Source organism: Pseudomonas sp. NPDC087612 (assembly GCF_044743505.1).
In the GTDB taxonomy this organism is placed as follows: Bacteria; Pseudomonadota; Gammaproteobacteria; order Pseudomonadales; family Pseudomonadaceae; genus Aquipseudomonas.
On record NZ_JBIUWO010000006.1, the window covers coordinates 18,448 to 33,882 of the forward strand.

Annotated in this window: 21 protein-coding genes and 1 tRNA gene; 10 read left to right on the forward strand and 12 right to left on the reverse strand. The window is 62.6% G+C overall.

Going from position 1 to position 15,435, the window contains the following annotated elements:
* The first annotated feature begins 51 nt into the window (after positions 1–51).
* Positions 52–255 (forward strand): hypothetical protein, encoded by a 204-nt coding sequence (locus tag ACIOVF_RS13600; protein ID WP_045196699.1) that lies wholly within the window; start codon positions 52–54, stop codon positions 253–255.
* A 39-nt stretch (positions 256–294) separates the two neighbouring features.
* Here the strand turns inward: ACIOVF_RS13600 and ACIOVF_RS13605 are convergent, their stop codons facing one another.
* From ACIOVF_RS13605 to ACIOVF_RS13615, 3 genes are all read right to left on the reverse strand, one after another.
* Positions 295–708, reverse strand: coding sequence for a DoxX family protein (locus tag ACIOVF_RS13605; RefSeq protein WP_045196701.1), 414 nt, complete (start codon positions 706–708; stop codon positions 295–297).
* 144 nt (positions 709–852) lie between these two features.
* Positions 853–937: transfer RNA gene (locus tag ACIOVF_RS13610), tRNA-Leu, on the reverse strand.
* A gap of 103 nt (positions 938–1,040) precedes the next feature.
* The gene (locus ACIOVF_RS13615; RefSeq protein WP_045196703.1) at positions 1,041–1,829 is read right to left on the reverse strand and encodes a sulfite exporter TauE/SafE family protein; all 789 of its coding nucleotides are present in this window, start codon (positions 1,827–1,829) and stop codon (positions 1,041–1,043) included.
* Positions 1,830–1,937: 108 nt separating this feature from the next.
* Between ACIOVF_RS13615 and ACIOVF_RS13620 the strand changes: the two genes are divergently transcribed.
* Complete coding sequence (locus ACIOVF_RS13620) at positions 1,938–2,699, forward strand: helix-turn-helix transcriptional regulator (protein ID WP_045196705.1); 762 nt, start codon at positions 1,938–1,940, stop codon at positions 2,697–2,699.
* On the opposite strand, the gene ACIOVF_RS13625 is transcribed toward ACIOVF_RS13620, so the two are convergent.
* Positions 2,693–2,887, reverse strand: coding sequence for a hypothetical protein (locus ACIOVF_RS13625; RefSeq protein WP_045196707.1), 195 nt, complete (start codon positions 2,885–2,887; stop codon positions 2,693–2,695). The two genes, ACIOVF_RS13620 and ACIOVF_RS13625, sit on opposite strands and share 7 nt — an antisense overlap.
* Positions 2,888–3,025: 138 nt before the next feature.
* Between ACIOVF_RS13625 and ACIOVF_RS13630 the strand changes: the two genes are divergently transcribed.
* The 4 genes from ACIOVF_RS13630 to ACIOVF_RS13645 all read left to right on the forward strand — a co-directional run bounded on the left by ACIOVF_RS13630 (position 3,026) and on the right by ACIOVF_RS13645 (position 6,386).
* Positions 3,026–3,307 carry a hypothetical protein gene (locus ACIOVF_RS13630; protein WP_045196710.1) on the forward strand — a complete coding sequence of 94 codons (282 nt, stop codon included), beginning with the start codon at positions 3,026–3,028 and terminating at the stop codon, positions 3,305–3,307.
* An 80-nt stretch (positions 3,308–3,387) separates the two neighbouring features.
* Positions 3,388–4,548 carry a nitrogen regulation protein NR(II) gene (locus ACIOVF_RS13635; protein ID WP_045196712.1) on the forward strand — a complete coding sequence of 387 codons (1,161 nt, stop codon included), beginning with the start codon at positions 3,388–3,390 and terminating at the stop codon, positions 4,546–4,548.
* 1 nt (position 4,549) lies between these two features.
* Complete coding sequence (locus tag ACIOVF_RS13640; RefSeq protein WP_045196853.1) at positions 4,550–5,995, forward strand: ATPase domain-containing protein; 1,446 nt, start codon at positions 4,550–4,552, stop codon at positions 5,993–5,995.
* 19 nt (positions 5,996–6,014) lie between these two features.
* Positions 6,015–6,386, forward strand: coding sequence for a response regulator (locus ACIOVF_RS13645; RefSeq protein ID WP_045196714.1), 372 nt, complete (start codon positions 6,015–6,017; stop codon positions 6,384–6,386).
* A 78-nt stretch (positions 6,387–6,464) separates the two neighbouring features.
* Here ACIOVF_RS13645 and csrA read toward each other — a convergent pair whose 3' ends face one another.
* The 8 genes from csrA to ACIOVF_RS13685 form a co-directional block, all read right to left on the reverse strand.
* Positions 6,465–6,662 (reverse strand): carbon storage regulator CsrA, encoded by a 198-nt coding sequence (gene csrA, locus ACIOVF_RS13650; RefSeq protein WP_010223936.1) that lies wholly within the window; start codon positions 6,660–6,662, stop codon positions 6,465–6,467.
* Between the two features lie 281 nt (positions 6,663–6,943).
* Positions 6,944–7,957: a DNA topoisomerase IB gene (locus ACIOVF_RS13655; RefSeq protein ID WP_195883789.1), complete on the reverse strand. Its 1,014-nt coding sequence runs from the start codon at positions 7,955–7,957 to the stop codon at positions 6,944–6,946.
* Positions 7,958–7,999: 42 nt separating this feature from the next.
* Positions 8,000–9,088: a molybdenum ABC transporter ATP-binding protein gene (gene modC / locus ACIOVF_RS13660; protein ID WP_045196718.1), complete on the reverse strand. Its 1,089-nt coding sequence runs from the start codon at positions 9,086–9,088 to the stop codon at positions 8,000–8,002.
* A gap of 2 nt (positions 9,089–9,090) precedes the next feature.
* Positions 9,091–9,771: a molybdate ABC transporter permease subunit gene (gene modB, locus ACIOVF_RS13665; RefSeq protein WP_195883790.1), complete on the reverse strand. Its 681-nt coding sequence runs from the start codon at positions 9,769–9,771 to the stop codon at positions 9,091–9,093.
* A complete protein-coding gene (gene modA / locus ACIOVF_RS13670; protein ID WP_401290031.1) occupies positions 9,771–10,529 on the reverse strand; it encodes a molybdate ABC transporter substrate-binding protein in 759 nt (252 codons plus the stop codon). The genes modB and modA overlap by 1 nt, the downstream gene beginning before the upstream one ends.
* 82 nt (positions 10,530–10,611) lie before the next feature.
* Entirely contained in the window at positions 10,612–11,685 is a 1,074-nt protein-coding gene (locus ACIOVF_RS13675; protein WP_045196724.1) for a nitronate monooxygenase family protein, read from the reverse strand.
* A gap of 29 nt (positions 11,686–11,714) precedes the next feature.
* Entirely contained in the window at positions 11,715–11,885 is a 171-nt protein-coding gene (locus ACIOVF_RS13680) for a hypothetical protein (protein WP_177329152.1), read from the reverse strand.
* A 4-nt stretch (positions 11,886–11,889) separates the two neighbouring features.
* Positions 11,890–12,192 carry a DUF1883 domain-containing protein gene (locus tag ACIOVF_RS13685; protein ID WP_038995738.1) on the reverse strand — a complete coding sequence of 101 codons (303 nt, stop codon included), beginning with the start codon at positions 12,190–12,192 and terminating at the stop codon, positions 11,890–11,892.
* 158 nt (positions 12,193–12,350) lie between these two features.
* Here ACIOVF_RS13685 and ACIOVF_RS13690 point away from each other — a divergent pair, with 158 nt between their 5' ends.
* The 4 genes from ACIOVF_RS13690 to galU all read left to right on the forward strand — a co-directional run bounded on the left by ACIOVF_RS13690 (position 12,351) and on the right by galU (position 15,407).
* Entirely contained in the window at positions 12,351–12,701 is a 351-nt protein-coding gene (locus ACIOVF_RS13690) for a hypothetical protein (protein ID WP_195883793.1), read from the forward strand.
* A gap of 132 nt (positions 12,702–12,833) precedes the next feature.
* Positions 12,834–13,484: a cytochrome c gene (locus ACIOVF_RS13695; protein WP_258610430.1), complete on the forward strand. Its 651-nt coding sequence runs from the start codon at positions 12,834–12,836 to the stop codon at positions 13,482–13,484.
* Complete coding sequence (locus ACIOVF_RS13700) at positions 13,481–14,386, forward strand: c-type cytochrome (protein ID WP_401290036.1); 906 nt, start codon at positions 13,481–13,483, stop codon at positions 14,384–14,386. Before ACIOVF_RS13695 ends, ACIOVF_RS13700 begins: the two co-directional genes overlap by 4 nt.
* A gap of 181 nt (positions 14,387–14,567) precedes the next feature.
* Positions 14,568–15,407 (forward strand): UTP--glucose-1-phosphate uridylyltransferase GalU, encoded by an 840-nt coding sequence (gene galU, locus ACIOVF_RS13705; protein WP_045196734.1) that lies wholly within the window; start codon positions 14,568–14,570, stop codon positions 15,405–15,407.
* Positions 15,408–15,435: the final 28 nt, after the last annotated feature.

The window sequence follows — 15,435 nt, forward strand, 5'->3', positions numbered from 1 at the left end:
AGCTCGGCTTATACAGGCGCCCCCACGTTCCCGATGCTACAGGACCCCGAGATGAACGACGACGATCTGGACATTCACGAGCCCGAACATGATCACCTGCTTGACCATGAGTTTGCCGAGGACGAGTACGAGCCGCAGGACGAGGTCAATCCGCTGTTCGATCCGCAGGATGACGAAGACGAGGATGCCCGCGATTGTGCAGGCGATGACGAAGGATTCTGGGACGAGGGCGTCGACACCCTTGACGACCTCTAGGCACCAGCGCAGCCGCCGGCACCTGGAAGCAGGGCGTGTTTAGCGGCCGTCCAGCGAGAAGCGTCCGGCACCGGTGACCGAGAGCAACAGCAAGCCACCGACAATGCTCATGTTCTTGAAGAACTGCACGGTGTTGGCTGCTTTGGCCGGCTCGACCATGGTCCAGAACGGATGGCCGATCAGTGCCGTGCCGATCACGAACAGGGCAAACAGGAAGGCCAGCGGGCGGGTGTAGAAACCGAGGATGAGGATGATGGCGACGAAGAACTCCATGATCACCGCCACCGCGGCTGCCACTGTAGGCGCTGGCGCGCCGAGCGATGCCAGGTAGCCGACCGTGCCCTCGAAGCCGGTGAGCTTGCTCCAGCCGGACATGACGAAGAGGATCATCAGCAGAATCCGCGCCAGCAGGATGATAACGTCGCGCTGGTTGTCGAAGAGGGTGTAGCGCATGGCGGCCTTCCTTTGTTGTTGGGCAATTTTACCTTAGCAGTTGCCGGAAGGTTTTGCGGCCCGGCGTGCACAAAAAAGGCATAAGGGCAATTCTGGGTAAATCCCAGGCAGCAAAAAGGCGCCCTTAGGCGCCTTTTCAGAAGATGGTGCGAGTGGCGGGACTCGAACCCGCAAGGCTCACGCCGGCAGATTTTAAGTCTGCTGTGTATACCAATTCCACCACACTCGCACTGGCTCGAGGGAAATGCATTTGATCCCTCAATCAAGCGAGCTTTATAACCCATCGTTATATTCGAGTCAACCGCGTGCAAGGCTCTGGACGGCGCCCCAGGCTAACTCCAGAGCATGCTCAGCAGCACCAGGGCGAGTAGCCCGAGATAGACCTGCGCATGCTTACGATCGTCGATTCTGCCGATCCAGCGCGCCGCCAGCCGGGTGCCGAGCCAGGCGCCGAAGGCCAGCAGGGCAAACGCCGACAGATCGACATAACCGACAAACCGTGGCCCGAAATCGCTACTGGCGGTAATCAGGTAGGTCGCCGTCGCCGCCAGCGCTACCGGCAAGGTCAGCGGGCTGGCCATGGCGGTGGCCTGGGTCATGCCCAGCCCGCGGCGGCGCAGCAACGGCACGCTCATGACGCTGCCCCCAACCCCCAGCACGCTGGCAATGCTGCCGATCAGCACACCGCAAGTGGCGGTTCTCACGGGCCCGAGCGGGCGCGCTGAAGCCTGGCCGTGGACAAAGCCTTCGCGCAGCAGGCAGTCGAGCAGGGTAAATGCCAGGTAGAGGATGAACGCCCAGCGCAGCCATTCACTGGCCAGGGCGCCCACCAGGGCGGCGCCGATCACCGCGCCGAGGGCGATGTACGCTGCCAATGGCCACAGGAATTCACGGTTGAGGTTGCCAGCACGCCAATGCTTGAGGGTGGCCAGTGCGGCGCTGACAATCATCACGCAGGTGGAGGTAGCCACGGCAATCTGCATGGCCGAGCCGGTGGTGGCCGGGTTCATGCGCAGCAGGTGATACAACAGCGGCACGACGACGAAGCCGCCGCCAAAGCCGAACAGCACCGTGGTGATGCCGCTCAGGCAACCGAACAGGGCCAGGAGTACAAGAAGCATGGAGGGTCGTCCTTTTGCGGGTCAGGAGCGACAGGTTAACCAGCAGTGATTTGGCCGGCTTGAGCAAAACGGTCAATAATGATCGCCAATCGGCCACGGACTTGCCCCATGTACAATGTCTCGATCAATCTGCTCGATGCTACGCCCCGCGCCGTGGTTGCCATTGGCACTGATTATCCCGACGGCTTCCTGCTGGCGCGCCATCGCCATCGTCGCGCGCAACTGCTCTATGGTGCCACCGGAGTGATGCAGGTGCGCACGCCGGCCGGCGACTGGGTCGTGCCGCCGCAACGGGCGGTGTGGATTGCCCCGGGGGTGGAGCATGAGGTGCTGATGCTCGGCGTCAGTACCCGCAGCCTGTACATCGAAGCCGATGCGCTGATGTTGACGGGCGAGTGCCAGGTGCTGGAGGTTTCAGCGCTGATGCGCCAGTTGTTGCTGGCGGCGGTGGAGATGGACCTGGAGTACGACCAGCAGGGCAGGGACGGGGCGCTGGTCAACCTGCTGCTGCATGAGCTGAGGGCCGCGGCCAGCTTGCCGTTCCACATACCGCTGCCGCGTGACCCGGCGCTGCTCATGCGTTGCCAGGCTTTTTTGCGCACGCCTGATGCGCACCAATCACCCGCGCATTGGGCGGGTGAACTGCATGTTAGCCTGCGCACTTTCGGGCGCTGGTTTCGCGCCGAAACCGGGATGAGCTTCAGCCAGTGGCGCCAGCGTGCCTGTGTGCTGCTGGCCCTGGCGCGGCTGGCCCAGGGCGAAGCGATCACGCGAATTGCCCTGGACCTTGGCTACGACAGCCCGGCGGCGTTTTCCAGCATGTTCCGCCGCACCCTCGGGCAGACGCCGCGCAGCCTGCGCGATCAGTAGTGGATGCTATCGGCGACGCCGCGCAAGTCATCCACCGAAGTCTTCAGGCCGGCAATCCTGCCCAGCACTTCAACGGCATCGGCCTGGTGGACGGAGTGCTGCAGGTACAACACATGCCCGCGCAGGTCGCGTGAGACCCGCTCAAGATCGGCGGCGGTCGCTTGCAAATCGTCGTGTATGGCTTTCATTCGTAAGTCTGCGGCCACGCGTCGTTCCCTCGAGGTAGGTGGCAGGTCTTAAGTGCGGGGCGACTATAGAGCAATTGACTCCTTGCTGTCATTGCGCCACTGTGGGTTTCATGTTGGATCCAATAGAGGCAAGGGAACGTGGCCAAGCACGCCGCAGCTGAAACCGTCACCGGCAAACCGCGCGTCAAATGGTACTGGCGCGTGCTGTTCGCCAAGGTCTGGCTGGCTGCCGCGTTTTTGTTCCTGAGCCTGCTGGGGGCGGGGGTATTGCTGCTGATAACCAGCGCCGACAGCAGCCTTGATGCCAGCCAGCGCTGGCTGGCGCTGACTGCCGGTATCGGTGTACTGGCGACCTGTACCTACCTGGGCCAGCTGGCGTTGCCGCGTCGGCGGTTGGCAGTGGCGCAAGATTCCGACTAAGTTTTAGACCAGCGCAGGGAATCGCTTGCAGCGTATGCTGTCATATCCAGACAAGCCATCTACGGCTTCGTGGGGCAGCCATGGTCTCATCCGACTCCGAACTTCATGTGATGCACGCCAGTCGCTTCGAGCAACTGGTGCAAACAGTGGTTGACTACGCCATCTACATGCTCGACCTCGAAGGCCATGTGGTGTCCTGGAACGCAGGCGCCCAGCGGATCAAGGGCTACCGCGCCGAAGAAGTCATCGGCAAGCATTTCTCGATGTTCTTCACCCCCGAAGATTGTGCCGATGGCAAGCCGGCCCGGCTGCTTGAACGGGCTTTGAGCACCGGTGGCGCCCAGGATGAAGGCTGGCGCCAGCGCAAGGATGGCACGCTGTTCTGGGCGCTGGTGGCGCTGGATGTGATCAAGTCGCCGGACGGCGAGGTGGTCGGGCTGGCGAAGATCACCCGCGACATCACCGACCGCCGTGACGCGGCGCTGCAACTCGATGAGGTCCGTGCCCAGCTGTTCCAGTCGCAAAAGCTCGAAGCCCTCGGCCAGTTGACCGGGGGCATGGCCCACGACTTCAACAACCTTTTGACCATCATCATCGGCTCGGCGCGCCTGGCCCTCAACAGCCGCGACCCGCAGCGCACCCGGCGCTTGCTCGAGCACATCCTCGACGCTGGCGAGCGTGGCAGCCAGATGACCCAGCAGCTGCTCAGTTTCGCCCGTCACAAGGCGTTGAAGTTCGGCCGCATCAAGGTACCGGACCTGGTCGAATCGACACGTCTGCTGCTTGGCCAGACCTTGCCTGTCTCGGTGGAGTTGCAGGTGCTGCTGGCCGATGAACTGTGGGATGTCGAAGTCGACGCCGGGCAGTTGCAGATGGTCTTGCTCAACCTGATCTTCAATGCCCGCGATGCCATCGACGGCGAGGGGACGATCACCATGCAGGCGCGCAACTGCGAGCTGCAGGGGCGTCCCGACGGCTTGCTCGGGCGCTTTGTCTGCATCAGTGTCAGCGACACCGGCCGGGGTATCGACAGCAAGATACTGCCGCGCATCTTCGAGCCTTTTTTCACCACCAAGAGTTTTGGCAAGGGCACCGGCCTGGGCCTGAGCCAGGTCTATGGTTTTGCCAAGCAGAGCAACGGCACGGTCAGCGTCAGCAGTGAAGCGGGCAAGGGCACCTGCATGAGTGTCTACCTGCCGGTCTACACCGCCAACCCCGACCCTGAACGCGGAGGTGCATAGCATCGTGGAACAACTCAAACGCCTGGCCACCGGTATTCCTGGTCTCGACGAACTGCTCAAGGGTGGGCTGGTGGTCGGTGCTTCCTACATCGTCCAGGGCCGGCCTGGCTCGGGCAAGACCATCCTCGCCAACCAGCTGGCCTTCAATCACGTCAGCCAGGGTGGGCGCGTGCTGGTGGCGACGCTACTGAGCGAATCCCACGAGCGTTTGTTCCAGTATCTGTCTACCTTGAGCTTTTTCGACCCCGGCAAAATCGGCGCGCAGCTGCAGTTCGTCAGCGCCTTCGACACCCTCGAGCAAGAGGGCCTGGATGAAGTGGTAAAACTGCTGCGCGGCGAGATCAGCCGCCACCAGGCCAGCCTGCTGATCGTCGACGGCCTGCTCAATGCCCGATCGCGCGCGGAAACGCCGCTGGACACCAAGAAATTCATCGCCGAGCTGCATGGTCATGCCGCCTTCGCCGGTTGCACCGTGCTGTTCTTGACCAGCTCGCGGCTGGAGGACGGCAGCCCCGAACACACCATGGTCGACGGCGTCATCGAGCTGGGTGACGAGCTGCTGGGCAGCCGCTCGGTGCGCCGGATCCAGCTGCGCAAGACCCGCGGCAGTGGTGCATTGTCGGGTATTCACGAATGCGAAATCACCGAACACGGCCTGCAGGTTTACCCGCGCCTGGAATCACTGTACAGCCACCCCAGCGGGCACGGCATGGGCGAACTGATGCGCATTCCCAGCGGCGTGCCGGTGTTCGACCGCCTGCTCGGCGGCGGCCTGCCGGCCGCCTCGGTGACCCTGGTGATGGGCCCCTCGGGCATCGGCAAGACTTCACTGGGCGTGAGCTTTCTCGGTGCGGCAACAGCGGCAGAACCCGGCCTGCATTTCGGCTTTTATGAAACCCCGCAGCGCCTGCGTCTCAAGGCCGGCGCCCTGGGCTACGACTTCGCCGCCATGGAGCGCGCCGAGGCCTTGCACATTGCCTGGCAACCGACCACCGAAGGCGTGCTCGATGATGTCGGCATGCGCTTGTTGCGCCTGGTCGAGCAGCACAGCATCAAACGCGTGCTGATCGACAGCCTCGGCGCGTTCACCCGCCTGGCCAGCAACCCGACGCGCCTGAATGAATTCTTCCGCGCCCTGACCGGCGAGCTGCGGGCCCGTGACGTCAGCGTCCTGGCCACTTGGGAGATGCGCGATATCTTCGGCTCGGAAATCAACGCGCCGGCACCGGACCTTTCGAGCATTGTCGACAACCTGCTGTTGATGCGCTTTGTCGAGATGGACTCGGAGCTCAAGCGCTTGCTGTCGATCCTCAAGGTGCGCGACAGCTATTACGACCCGGCCCTGCTGGAGCTGATCATCAGCGACCATGGCATCGACCTGCAAAAAGCCTTTACCCAGGCCACGGGGGTGATGTCCGGCACGCCTTCGCAGGTGCCTGGATCATGAGGCCGGGGGTGGCAACGGCATGAGCACCATTCTGGTCGTCGACGACGAGTACCTGATCGCCAATATCCTCGGCTGGGCCCTGGAAGACGAAGGTTTCGACGTGGAGCTGGCCGGCAATGGGCAGAAGGCCCTGGACGTATTGAAAGGCAAGCGGGTGGAGTTGGTGATCACCGATTACATGATGCCGGTGATGGATGGCGAGGCGTTGGCCGTCAGTATTCGTGCAGAGCCACTCTTGCAAGGCTTGCCGATCATACTGATGAGCGGGGCGCAGGCTCACAAGGGGCGGGACAATCCCGGGCTGTTCGCCGCCGTGTTCGACAAACCCTTCGACATCGAGCAACTGATTGCCAAAGTGAAGGAACTGGTCGATACGCCCGAGGCGCCTTGAGGCCTGTGACTGCAACCGGGCGGGTTGCCAGTGTCAGGATCAAGCGCATCCGTGCGGCTTGAGTCGGTTGGGGGCTGCTTAGTGCTCGTCGCCTCCTTTTTCCGGTGCCGGGCTACCGGCCTGAATGCGTTTGAAAATCTCTTCGCGGTGCACCTGAACATCTTTCGGTGCATCGATGCCGATCCTCACTTGCATCCCTTTGACGCCCAGAATGGTGACTTTGATGTCATCGTTGATGACGATGCTTTCGCCAACCTTGCGGGTGAGTATCAGCATGTATATCTCCTTGGTAACGTAAGTTGCCTTGCGGGCGCGGCCCGCAGAAGCCGGGATCACACAGGGGTGCATCCCTCTTTCCCTTCATTAAAGACGCTTTCGGCGGATATTAATTCCCCCGAACACAGATTCTGTAGTGAGTCTTTAGTCGCAGGTGCCGATTGGCTGGATGAGCACTCCGAAGCAGCGAGTGCTGCCCGTACCCGCAAGCATAGGGGGGTTGAAGGAATATGGGAAATTTCTCTGCATGATACCCAAGGTGGGTTTCGCTGAATGGCTTTTCAAGGGGCCGCCAGGTTTTGCAGAAACAGCGCCAGGGCCACTTCCTCGGCCTCCAGCCCCTTGCGCGTGCGCGCCCGTGGCAGCTTGGCCAGCTCGCCGAGGGTGAAATGCTCGAACAGCGCCGGGTGGATGTAGCAGCGCCGGCACACCGCCGGGGTGTTGCCCAGGCGGCTGGCGACCTGCCTGACGGTCTCGACGATCTGACGTTTGGCCTCCTGCTCCGGTTGCCATTCAAGCTGGCGCAACAAGCTCAGGGCCAGGGCGCTGCCGGCCCAGGTGCGGTAGTCCTTGGCGGTGAAGTCGCTGCCGGTCAGCTCCTGCAGGTAGGCGTTGACGTCGGCTGAACCGACGCTGTGGCGCTGGCCCTGGTCATCCTGGTACTGGAACAGGTCCTGGCCGGGCAGGTCCATGCAGCGTTTGATCAGGTTGGCCAGGCGCCGGTTCTTCACCGTCACCTGATGCTCGATACCGCTCTTGCCGCGAAACTGAAAGCGGATGGCGCTGCCGTCGACCTTGACGTGACGGGTGCGCAGGGTGGTCAGCCCGTAAGACTTGTTGTCGCGGGCGTACTGGCGGTTGCCGATGCGGATCAAGGTGCTGTCGAGCAGGCTCACCACCAGGGCCATGACCTTTTGCCGATCAAGCCCCGGCCGCGCCAGGTGGCTGTCCAGTTGCCGGCGCAGCTTGGGCAGCAGGCTGGCAAAGTCCAGCATGCGCGCGTACTTGTGGCTGTCGCGGTAACTGCGCCAGTCGGCATGGTAGCGGTACTGCTTGCGCCCGCGGGCATCACGGCCGGTAGCCTGCAGGTGGCCTTGCGGGTCGGCGCAGATCCACACATCGGTGTAGGCCGGGGGGATCACCAGGGCCTTGATCCGCGCGAGGGTGGCCGGATCTTTGACCCGCCCGCCTTGCCCATCGAAGTAGGCGAACTTGCCACGCAGGCTTTTGCGCCGCAGGCCTGGCTGGCTGTCATCGACATAATGCAAGGCGGCGGGCAGGGCGGTGTCGGGCATGGCGCAGGTCCGGTTGCGGGGTTTGTACTATGGACCGCACGCTCAACCCAACAGTGCCACCGACTTTATCTGTGCCCACAGCGACTGGCCGGCGTGCAGCTGCAGCTGGTCGGCGGAGTAGCGGGTGATGCGCGCCAGCAAGGTGGTGCCGGCGGCGTCCAGGCTGACCAGCACGTGGGCACTGTTGTCGGCCGGGCGATGGCCGCTGACGGTCACCGGCAGGCGATTGAGGATGCTCGATTGCTGGTCGGCACCAAGGCTCAGGCTGACGTCCCGCGCCTGCACCTTCAAGCGCAGCGGCATGCCCACGGCCAGCGGTTCGTGGGCCACGCGCAATTGCAGGTGGCTGTGCGGCAGTTGCAGGCTGAGCAACTGATAGTCGCTGCTGTAGGCGCTGACCTGGCCTTCGATGATCACCCCGGCGTCGTCGCCCTGGGCCAGCGGCAGGTCGAGGCGCGCGAGGGTGGCGGCAATCGGCCCGCTGGCCTGGACCTTGCCCTGCTCAAGCAGCACCAGGTGATCGGCCAGCCGTGCCACTTCATCCTGGGCGTGGCTGACGTAGACCAGCGGAATCTCCAGCTCGCTGTGCAGGCGCTCGAGGTAGGGCAGGATCTCGCGCTTGCGCGGGCCGTCGAGGGCTGCCAGCGGCTCGTCCATCAACAGCAGTTGCGGGCTGCTTAGCAGCGCCCGGGCAATGCCCACGCGCTGGGCTTCGCCGCCGGACAGGGTGGCTGGCTTGCGCTGTAGCAGGTGCTCGATGCCGAGCAGTTCGCAGGCCTGCTCGAGGCTGACCTTGCGCTGCTGGGTGGGGATGCGCTTGTAGCCGAAGGTCAGGTTGGCGCGCACCGACAGGTGCGCGAACAGGCTGGCCTCCTGGAACACGTAACCGATCGGGCGCTGGTGCGGGGCAATGAAATGTTCGCGGCGCGAGTCCTGCCAGATCTCGCCATTGACCTCGATGTAGGCTTCAGGGGCCCGTTCCAGCCCGGCCAGGCAGCGCAGGCAGGTGGTCTTGCCGGAGCCTGAATGGCCGAACAGCGCACTGATGCCGCGCCCGGGCAGTTGCAGGTCGACATCCAGGCTGAAGTCGCCGCGGTCCAGTTTCAATCGGGCGTGAATCATCGCCGCCATGCTCAGCTCCAGGCCGATTTGCCCCGGCGGCTGGAGTACAGCGCCAGCAGCACGAGGAAAGAGAATACCAGCATGGCCCCGGCCAGCCAGTGGGCCTGCAGGTACTCCATGGCTTCGACGTGGTCGAAGATCTGCACCGAGACCACCCGGGTCTTGTCGGGAATATTGCCGCCGATCATCAGCACCACGCCGAACTCACCGACGGTATGGGCAAAGCCGAGGATGCTGGCAGTGATAAAGCCTGGCCGGGCCAGGGGCAATACCACATGGACGAAGGTGTCCCAGGGGCTGGCACGCAGGGTCGCGGCCACTTCCAGCGGGCGTTCACCGATGGCGCTGAAGGCGTTTTGCAGCGGCTGTACGACGAAGGGCATCGAATACACCACCGAACCGATCACCAGGCCGCTGAAGCTGAACACCACGGTGCCCAGCCCCAGCGCCTGGGTGGTCTGGCCGATCCAGCCGTTGGGCCCCAAAGCCAGCAACAGGTAAAAGCCGATCACCGTCGGTGGCAGCACCAGCGGCAGGGCCACCACCGCGCCCACCGGCCCGCGCAGCCATGAGCGCGTGCGCGCCAGCCACCAGGCGATGGGGGTACCAATCAGCAACAATATCAGCGTGGTCAGGCTGGCCAGTTTGAAGGTCAGCCAGATGGCGCCGAGGTCGCTGGAATCCAGTGGCATCAGATTTCGTAACCGTAGGATTTGATCACGGCTGCGGCTTTCGGGCCCTTGAGGTATTCAACCAGGGCTTTGGCTGCGGCGTTGTCCTTGCCTTTGTTGAGAATCACCGCGTCCTGCTTGATCGGCTCGTGCAGGTTGGACGGCACGATCCAGGCCGAGCCGCTGCTGACCTTGCCGTCCTTGTAGATCTGCGACAGGGCGACAAAGCCCAGTTCGGCATTGCCGGTGGAGACGAACTGGTACGCCTGGGTAATGTTCTGGCCTTCGACGATCTTGCCCTTGGTCGCCTCGGTCAGCTGCAGCTTGTCCAGTACCTGGGTAGCGGCCAGGCCGTAGGGCGCAGCTTTCGGGTTGGCGATCGACAGGTGCTTGAACTCATTCTTTTTCAGCACATCACCCTTGCCATCGACATAGCCGTCCTTGGCCGACCACAGTGCCAAGGTGCCAATGGCGTAGGTGAAGCGTGAGCCCTTGACGGTGTCGCCTTCGTTCTCGAGCTTTTCCGGGGTGCTGTCGTCGGCGGCAAGGAACACTTCGAACGGTGCGCCGTTCTTGATCTGCGCGTAGAACTGGCCGGTGGCGCCGTAGGCGGCCACCAGCTTGTGGCCGGTGTCCTTCTCGAAGTCCTTGGCAATCGCCTGGATCGGCGCGGTGAAGTTGGCGGCGACGGCTACCTGTACCTCATCGGCCCAGGCGCTGTTGAAGGTCATGAAGGTGGCCAGGGCGGCCAGGGCAAAACGAGGTGCGCACTTACTCATGAAAAACAGCTCCACAGGCTGGGGGGGTAGTCGTTATATAGGTGAATATATAGCGAATACCCGACCAACGGGAAGTACTGCTTCAGCGTTTGAGCTGGGCGAGGGCGTTTTGTGCCAGTGTGCGGGTCAGTTCACCGGCCGCCAGCGCCTGCCCCAGACGCAGCGCCTGGCCTGCCCAGAGGTTGCTGAAATCGCTGTTGCCCTTTGGCTCGCTGATGGCCCGCAGCGGCATCAGCGCACCGCCGGCCAGGGGAAAGCGCGGTGCCAGCTCGCTCATTGGCCCCAGCTCGCGCATGATGCGCGTGTTGATACCACGCGCCGGGCGCCCGGTGAACAGGTTGGTCAGCGCCGTGTCGCTTTCCTTGGCGCTGTGCAGCGCCTGGCGATGGGCTGCCGAGACCTTGGCCTCAGGGCAGAACAGGTAAGCGGTGCCCAGTTGCACCGCCGAAGCGCCCAGGGCCAGGGCGGCAACGATGCCGCGGTGGTCGCCAATGCCGCCCGCGGCAATCACCGGCACCTTCACAGCATCGACAATTTGCGGCACCAGCGCCAGGGTGCCGACCTGGGTAGTGAGGTTGCTGCTGAGGAACATCCCGCGGTGGCCACCGGCTTCATAGCCCATGGCGATGATTGCGTCGCAGCCGTGATCTTCCAGCCACAGCGCTTCATCCACGGTGGTGGCACTGGACAGCACCTTGGCGCCCGTGGCCTTGACCCGCTTGAGCAGGCTGGCTTCGGGCAGGCCGAAGTGGAAGCTGACCACGGCCGGCTTGTAGTGCTCGACCAGCTGGCAGCTGGCGTCGTCGAAGGGCGCGCGGTTGGACACCGGTGTGGGCGCATCGAAGTCGGCGCCCAGCTCCAGGTAATACGGCTTGAGCGCCTGCTTCCAGGCCGCATCGCGCTCAGGGTCCGGCTGTGGCGGCTGGTGGCAGAAGAAGTTGAGGTTGAGCGGGCCGTTGCTGGCCTCGCTGAAGGCCTGCAACTCGGCGCGGATCTGATCCAGGCTCAAGGTGGCACACGGCAGCGAACCCAGGCCGCCGGCGTTGCTTACGGCAATGGCCATGGCCGAGCCGGTGGAGCCGGCCATTGGCGCCTGAAGGATCGGCAGCTCGATGCCGAGCAGATCGAGGAGACGGGTGTCCGGCCATTGGCGCATGCCTGGGGTTCCTTGTGCTGAGGAGGGTGTTACAGCGCTTTGCTCACCTTGATATCAGTGATTTTCCTGGCGTCTTCGCCGTGCAATTGTTGCAGCGCTGCCTGCACGTGCTCGGGCGCATCGCTGATCATCTGGGCGAAGTCGAATCGTTGCTCGCCATCGATCTTGTACTTGATCACGAACTTGGTGGTCTGGCTCATGGGCTTATCTCAACTTCGACGACGAACGGCGAATGAACTTGATGGTATGGGTAAAGGTTGGCTTGGTCACGGCCGACAGGGCGCGCGGGCCGACGGTGTCGATGGTGATGTTCCAGAAGCCGGTGCTGGGCACGGTGATCTTCGCCGGGAAGTCGACAAAGGCGCCACCGTGGTAGGTGTGACGGCCGCCGTTCTTGAAGCTGCGGAAGTTGGCGTCGTTCATCAGGCGGATATTGCAGCGCTGGGAGCAATGAATGACCACGATGTCATCCTCGTTGAGGTGCTCGCGCTGGTGTACGAATTTCATGTTGCACTCCGCATTGGATCTGTCAGCAAATCAAAACGATACCATGATGTCGGTTACACTGTCGGCCTTCGTGCCAGGCCCAGGATAAAACTGCCAATCAAGGGAGCAAAATGGTCTGCGCGAGGTCATATTCTTTTTCCGTGGTGGAGGTGTGCTTGATGAAGTGGGTCGTAGCAGCGTTGGCAGTAACGCTGGGTGGCTGTGTGAGTGTGTCGGAGCTGGAGCACAGCCCGGAAACCCTCAATGTGATTTCTGGCAAGAAACCCCAGGAATACGCGGACTGCGTGCAGCAGCAATTGTCCGAGTCGCGCGGGCAACTGACCGTGGAAGAACGCCACGACGGTCTGCGCCTGGTGGTGCCGCAAAAGGTCGGCGGCGGCCCGGCGGCGCTGGTGGATATCGACAAGCGCGGTAGCGGCAGCAGCATCAAGCTGTATGAGCGCCTGAACAACTTCCCGCTGCGCCTGGGTGATGTGAAAACGGCAGCAACGCGCTGTATCTCGGGCTAAATCCTTTTTCGGCTAATCGATTCAGCTGGCATCTAGCCATCTTTCTGCGTTGTAGCTTGCGGCGTATAGGCCTACTATTCATAGGCTTATACTTATTAAGCCTAAGCTTATAACAAGAAAATGGAGTCCGTGATGATCCCACTGGATCGCATCCTGATCAGCAGCCTGCTGCTGTTTTCATTGCCTGCCGCACATGCCGTCGATGGCCAGAAAATCTTCACCCAGGGTGGCCAGAACCCGGCCGCCATGGCCTGCCTGGGTTGCCATGGCGCCGACGCCAAGGGCATTGCGCCTGCCGGCTTTCCGCGCCTGGCCGGCCTGCCTGCGGCGTACCTGAGCAAGCAACTGCACGACTTTCAGAACGGCAGCCGCAAGCACCCGATCATGGAACCGCTGGCCAAGGCCCTCAGCGCCGAGGAAATCCAGGCGGTGACCACGACCCTGGCGGCCATGCCCAGCGAGCCTGCCAGCGACCTTCATCGCCAGCAAATGGCTGCCGACCCGGTGCAGAAACTGGCGCTGTACGGCGACTGGAACCGCAAGATCCCCGGCTGTGTGCAGTGCCACGGCCCTGGTGGCGCCGGTGTTGGTGAGCATTTTCCGCCACTGGCCCATCAACCGGCCACCTATCTGGTTGCCCAGCTCAACGCCTGGCGCGACGGCAGCCGCAGCAACGACCCCAACCAGTTGATGGTCGGGGTGGCCAAGGCCATGACCGATGACGAAATAAAGGCCGTGGCCAACTACTTCGCCAACCCTGTCAGCCCGGAGGTCAAGCCATGAAGCCAATAATTCTCGCTGCCCTGACCCTGGCCTTTGGCAGTGTCCATGCTGCGCCGATTGCCATGGAAGACCAGTCGCAACTCAAGACCCCGCCAGCTGCCGCGCCTGGCTTTACCCCGCCGGCAGAAAGCGAACTGCCCGACAACGCCTACGGCAAGATGGTCCGCGATGGCTACGCCTTGTTTGTCGACACACGCCGGCTGATGCCTGACAACGTCGGCAACGGCCTCAACTGCAGCAACTGTCACCTCGACCAGGGCCGCCTGGGCAACTCGGCGCCGCTGTGGGGCGCGTATCCCATGTACCCGGCCTATCGCAAGAAAAACGACAAGGTCAACACCTTCGTCGAGCGCATCCAGGGCTGCTTTCAGTTCAGCATGAACGGCAAGCCACCGGCGGCCGACAGCCCGCAGATGACAGCCTTGTCGGTCTATGCCTACTGGCTGGCGAGCAAGGCGCCGATTGGCGTCGAGAGTGCTGGCCGCGGCTACCCGGAGGTGGCGCAATCGGCGCAAGGTTACGACTTCAAACGCGGTGAGCAGGTGTACCAGGCCCAGTGCTCCATTTGCCACGGCGCCAGTGGCGAAGGGCAGAAGGTAGCCGGCAACTACGTGATGCCGCCATTGTGGGGCAAGGACTCCTACAACTGGGGCGCCGGGATGCACCGGATCAATACCGCCGCGTCCTTCATCAAGCACAATATGCCCTTGGGCAAGCCCGGCAGCCTGAGCGACCAGCAGGCCTGGGACGTGGCCGCTTACATCAACCGCCACGAACGGCCGCAGGATCCGCGCCTGGTCGACGGCTCGATCGAGAAGACCCGGCTGAAGTTCCACGCCAATGATGGCGTCAACCTCTATGGCCAAAAGGTCGATGGGGTGCTGGTCGGGCAGGGCATGTAGGCATCGGCTGTTTAACTGCCGGTGGTCAGCCACCGGCGCATTATTTATGCTCCCGGGGAACTATCCCCCCCGGGATTTCATCTATGATGGCATCGGCCAGCGTGGTGGGGCATTGTAAGGTGACCGCCGCCTGATTAGACTGCGCCGAATTTCGTACGCAAAGCCCTTGTTAAGGACGTATATGATCAAGAAATGCTTGTTCCCGGCAGCCGGTTACGGCACTCGCTTCCTGCCCGCTACCAAAGCCATGCCCAAGGAAATGCTGCCGGTGGTGAACAAGCCACTGATCCAGTACGGCGTTGAAGAAGCGCTGGAAGCTGGATTGAACGAAATTGCCATCGTCACCGGTCGTGGCAAGCGCGCCCTGGAAGACCACTTCGACATCAGCTATGAGCTGGAAAACCAGATCAAGGGCACCGACAAGGAAAAATACCTGGTCGGCATCCGTCGTCTGCTCGACGAGTGTTCGTTCTCCTACACCCGCCAGACCGAAATGAAAGGCCTGGGCCACGCGATCCTCACCGGTCGCCCGCTGATCGGCGACGAGCCGTTCGCCGTGGTACTGGCGGACGACCTGTGCGTCAACCTCGAAGGCGACAGCGTGCTCAAGCAGATGGTCAAGCTGTACAAACAGTACCGCTGCACCATCGTTGCCATCATGGAAGTCGACCCGCAGGAAACCAGCAAGTACGGGGTGATCGCCGGTGACCTGATCGGTGACGACCTGTACCGCGTGCGCAACATGGTCGAGAAGCCAAAGCCTGAGGATGCTCCGTCGAACCTGGCGATCATCGGCCGCTACATCATGACCCCGGACATCTTCAAACTGATCGAAGAAACCGAGCCGGGCAAAGGCGGTGAAATCCAGATCACCGACGCCCTGATGAAGCAGGCCCAAGATGGCTGCGTTATTGCCTACAAGTTCAAGGGCAAGCGTTTCGACTGCGGTGGCGCCGAAGGCTACATCGAAGCGACCAACTTCTGCTTCGAGAACTTCTACAAAACCGGCAAAGCGTACTGAGCCTGGTAGCTAGCGGTTTGATAAAGCC

Excerpts from the sequence above, each read along its gene's own strand:
- ACIOVF_RS13625 (WP_045196707.1), bottom strand. The coding sequence starts at position 2,887 with ATGAAAGCCATACACGACGATTTGCAAGCGACCGCCGCCGATCTTGAG.
- galU (WP_045196734.1), top strand. The coding sequence starts at position 14,568 with ATGATCAAGAAATGCTTGTTCCCGGCAGCCGGTTACGGCACTCGCTTC.
- ACIOVF_RS13600 (WP_045196699.1), top strand. The coding sequence starts at position 52 with ATGAACGACGACGATCTGGACATTCACGAGCCCGAACATGATCACCTG.
- ACIOVF_RS13690 (WP_195883793.1), top strand. The coding sequence starts at position 12,351 with ATGAAGTGGGTCGTAGCAGCGTTGGCAGTAACGCTGGGTGGCTGTGTG.
- ACIOVF_RS13695 (WP_258610430.1), top strand. The coding sequence starts at position 12,834 with ATGATCCCACTGGATCGCATCCTGATCAGCAGCCTGCTGCTGTTTTCA.
- csrA (WP_010223936.1), bottom strand. The coding sequence starts at position 6,662 with ATGCTGATACTCACCCGCAAGGTTGGCGAAAGCATCGTCATCAACGAT.
- ACIOVF_RS13605 (WP_045196701.1), bottom strand. The coding sequence starts at position 708 with ATGCGCTACACCCTCTTCGACAACCAGCGCGACGTTATCATCCTGCTG.
- ACIOVF_RS13700 (WP_401290036.1), top strand. The coding sequence starts at position 13,481 with ATGAAGCCAATAATTCTCGCTGCCCTGACCCTGGCCTTTGGCAGTGTC.
- ACIOVF_RS13645 (WP_045196714.1), top strand. The coding sequence starts at position 6,015 with ATGAGCACCATTCTGGTCGTCGACGACGAGTACCTGATCGCCAATATC.
- ACIOVF_RS13620 (WP_045196705.1), top strand. The coding sequence starts at position 1,938 with ATGTACAATGTCTCGATCAATCTGCTCGATGCTACGCCCCGCGCCGTG.
- ACIOVF_RS13615 (WP_045196703.1), bottom strand. The coding sequence starts at position 1,829 with ATGCTTCTTGTACTCCTGGCCCTGTTCGGTTGCCTGAGCGGCATCACC.
- ACIOVF_RS13680 (WP_177329152.1), bottom strand. The coding sequence starts at position 11,885 with ATGAGCCAGACCACCAAGTTCGTGATCAAGTACAAGATCGATGGCGAG.
- modB (WP_195883790.1), bottom strand. The coding sequence starts at position 9,771 with ATGCCACTGGATTCCAGCGACCTCGGCGCCATCTGGCTGACCTTCAAA.
- ACIOVF_RS13655 (WP_195883789.1), bottom strand. The coding sequence starts at position 7,957 with ATGCCCGACACCGCCCTGCCCGCCGCCTTGCATTATGTCGATGACAGC.
- modA (WP_401290031.1), bottom strand. The coding sequence starts at position 10,529 with ATGAGTAAGTGCGCACCTCGTTTTGCCCTGGCCGCCCTGGCCACCTTC.
- ACIOVF_RS13635 (WP_045196712.1), top strand. The coding sequence starts at position 3,388 with ATGGTCTCATCCGACTCCGAACTTCATGTGATGCACGCCAGTCGCTTC.
- ACIOVF_RS13685 (WP_038995738.1), bottom strand. The coding sequence starts at position 12,192 with ATGAAATTCGTACACCAGCGCGAGCACCTCAACGAGGATGACATCGTG.
- modC (WP_045196718.1), bottom strand. The coding sequence starts at position 9,088 with ATGGCGGCGATGATTCACGCCCGATTGAAACTGGACCGCGGCGACTTC.
- ACIOVF_RS13675 (WP_045196724.1), bottom strand. The coding sequence starts at position 11,685 with ATGCGCCAATGGCCGGACACCCGTCTCCTCGATCTGCTCGGCATCGAG.